Raw genomic sequence first — 3,030 nt, 5'->3', positions numbered from 1 at the left:
CAGTTCCGGTGCCACGCTGCGTAGCCACACATCGAACGCGCTTTTGGACGCCAGGTAGGTGCCCCAGCGCGGGCCTGGTGCGGTGCGCACACCGATCGTCGAAATGCTCACGATGTGCCCGCTGCCGCGGCGCCTCATCGCAGGAAGCAACCCGAGCAGCAACCGGACCGGGCCGAGGTAGTTGACGCCGATCGTGCGGTCGAAATCCTGCGGCCGGTCGTACTGCAGATGCAGCGACCGCCGGATGGACTTACCGGCGTTACTGACGACGACGTCCATCGGGCCATGGTTTTCGGTGAGCCCCTTCGCCAGTGCGGCGACCGCTGTCAGGTCGGTGAGATCGGCCGGGTACGCGGCCGCGCGGCCGCCGCCCGCGTTGATCGACGCTTCGAGGGCTGTCAGCCTGTCTGCAGAACGGGCGACTAGGAGCACGGTCGCCCCGGCCGCCGCGAGCTTGCGCGCGGTGGCCTCGCCGAGTCCGTAGGAGGCGCCGGTCACCAGCACGGTCTTGCCGGACACCGCGGCGCGCAGCCGATCGGGATTCGACACCCGCGTTGGACTGACGATCTTGTCGACAGCCTTGACTAACAGGTTCATTGGACTGCCTTACTACCCGGACGAATCGCAGCATAGCCCCGCACCAACCCAACGCCGCCGCCACCGTGCGAGGCGGCGATCAAGCTGGGCTGCACCGCCCGGGAGATTGGCTTCGGCGAGCGGCCAGGTGGTGAACCGGCGCAGCTCGCGCCAGCGGGTGAGGACGGTGCCGTCAGTGAGCCTGCGCCAACGCCGCGATTCCAGCCAGCCCCAGCACATTGTCCCGCGATAGGGCCAATAGGTGGGTGGGGCGACCGTGTGCAGACAGCCACTGTTTTACCTCTTTAAGTCGGTATTTCGGCTCGGCTGAACCCGTTTCGGCTCTCCCGGCATCTTCGGGGTGCCGACCAGTTGAGCGCCATGCTGACCGGTGGAAATGGAGGTCGACCGCGGCCGTTATGCGGCAGGTTGTCGGCCGAATTTTCGCCCGTTTTCAGACAAACGCGCTTCGACCCTAGGTCAGCGACAACGCCCGCACCCGCGCCGCCGCCAGCTCGATGGCAAGCGGCATGCCGTCAAGGCGCGCGCAGACCTCGGTGATCAGGGCGGCGTTGTCGTCGGTGACGCGGAAATCGGGTCGGGCGCGCCGGGCACGCTCGGTGAACAACTCGATGGCCTCATTTGCCAGTGATAGCGACGGCACCCGCCAGATCAGCTCGCCGGCCAGGCCGAGCGGCTCGCGGCTGGTGGCCAGAATGGACAGCCGCAGGCAGCCGGTGAGCAGCTCAACGACCAGCTCGGAGCTCGCGTCGAGCAGGTGCTCGCAGTTGTCCAACACCACCAGCAGCTGGCGGTCATGCACAAACCGCAGCAGCGTATCCATCGTCGAGCGACCGGGCTGATCAGGCAGACCCAGCGCACGCGCCACCGCCACCGGCACCACAGCGGGATCGGAAATCGGTGCCAGATCCGCATACCAGACACCCTCGACGTAGTCGCCCGCCACCTGGTTGGCGACTTCGACCGCAAGACGAGTCTTACCGGCCCCACCGGCCCCGGTCAGAGTAACCAACCTGTTTTCCGTCAACAGCGTGCCCACCTCAACCAGCTGCGGGTCGCGGCCCACAAAACTGGTGAACTGCGACGGAAGATTATGCCCAGCAACGCTTTTTGCTGTCCGCAGCGGCGGGAAGTCGTTTCGCAGATCCGGATGACACAACTGCACCACGCGTTCCGGGCGGGCGACACCGCGCAGCTCGTGGGTGCCCAGATCGGTCAACCAGACATCGGCGCGCAGTGTGTCCGAGACCAAGGCTTCGGTCGCACCCGAGAGCACCGTCTGACCGCCGTGGGCCAGATTGCGCAACCGCGCCGTTTTATTGATGGTCGGGCCGATGTAATTACCCTCATCGCGCAACTGCACCTCACCGGTGTGCACCCCGACCCGCAAGCTGATCGGCGCCAACGGCGCGCGCTGCAGGTCCAGTGCACATGCCACCGCGTCGCTGGCCCGCGCGAACGCCACCACAAAGCTGTCGCCCTCGCCCTGCTCCACCGGGCGCACCCCGCCATACGCGGCGAGCAGATCCGAAAGTGCCTGATCCAGCCGTACGAACGCCGCCGTCATCTGCTCGGGCTGGGTCTCCCACAGCCCGGTGGAGTTCTCCACGTCAGCCAAAAGCAGCGTCACCGTGCCCGTCGGCAAAAGCCCACTCACGCCAAGATCGCTCCAGTTCACCAACGGCAGGTCCACCCATGGATCAATCTCGCTCATGCTAGCCAGCATGCGACCCGCACGAACGGTAAAACATCAGCGCAAACGCGTACAGCCGGCGATTACCAACGCGGATTTCTCCCGGGTCAAGCCCGCGCGGTTCCCTTTTTCAGGTCGGTATTTCGGCTCGGCTGCACCCGTTTGGGCTCCCCCGGCATCTTCGGAGTGCCACCGTGCGGGTCACCATGCTCACCTGCATTTATCCAGCGTGCGAGCATCTGCCATGCGGCAGGTTGTCGGGCGAATATTCGCCGTACTTCCGATGCTGGATGCGGTGCTGTTCGAGCTAGACGTCGGACCGGCAGGGCTCGACCACTTTAGACGCAGCCCGAGAAGGGAAAACAGGTCAATCGCGCGGGCTCACCGTAGGCCGAGGTCTCCCCGCCGCGTACCGGTCGGCTATCCGCAGGGGCGGGACATTCGTCGGGGCCGGTGTGCTGGCAACCAAATGGTCCGGGTTGGTAGACCGGACAACGTAGCATTCGCTCCTTTCGCCCGGCGTCGCCAAGTTGAACACGCTGCGCGCACTCCCCATGAAAGCCTCGGTGGGGACCGCCAGGATATGCCAGCGTGGCTTCCAATCCGCCCTCCCGCCGAAGCGTTGCAACGCAGCCCGCAATAGCGCCGGTCGGTGATGCCATCGCACGAGGGACAGGTCGTCGCCCTCAATGTGCACCAGCCCGTCGTCATCCACCACCGCGGTGACGGGGATGACTACC

At 65.8% G+C, this 3,030-nt stretch carries 2 protein-coding genes and 1 pseudogene; all 3 read right to left on the bottom strand.

Going from position 1 to position 3,030, the window contains the following annotated elements; genetic code table 11:
• On the bottom strand, positions 1–597 hold a 597-nt coding region (locus ACLP9N_RS01005; protein WP_442405648.1), incomplete at its 3' end, for an SDR family NAD(P)-dependent oxidoreductase.
• A gap of 460 nt (positions 598–1,057) precedes the next feature.
• Positions 1,058–2,323, bottom strand: a pseudogene (locus tag ACLP9N_RS01000) (ATP-binding protein); the annotation flags it as partial.
• A 334-nt stretch (positions 2,324–2,657) separates the two neighbouring features.
• Positions 2,658–3,030, bottom strand: a 373-nt coding sequence (locus tag ACLP9N_RS00995) for a hypothetical protein (RefSeq protein WP_442405647.1), incomplete at its 5' end; no start/stop codon positions are given.

It is taken from the genome of Mycobacterium sp. (genome assembly GCF_052144515.1).
GTDB lineage: Bacteria > Actinomycetota > Actinomycetes > Mycobacteriales > Mycobacteriaceae > Mycobacterium.
Note: the sequence above shows the minus strand (reverse complement) of the source record. Positions and strands in the feature narration are given on the sequence as shown.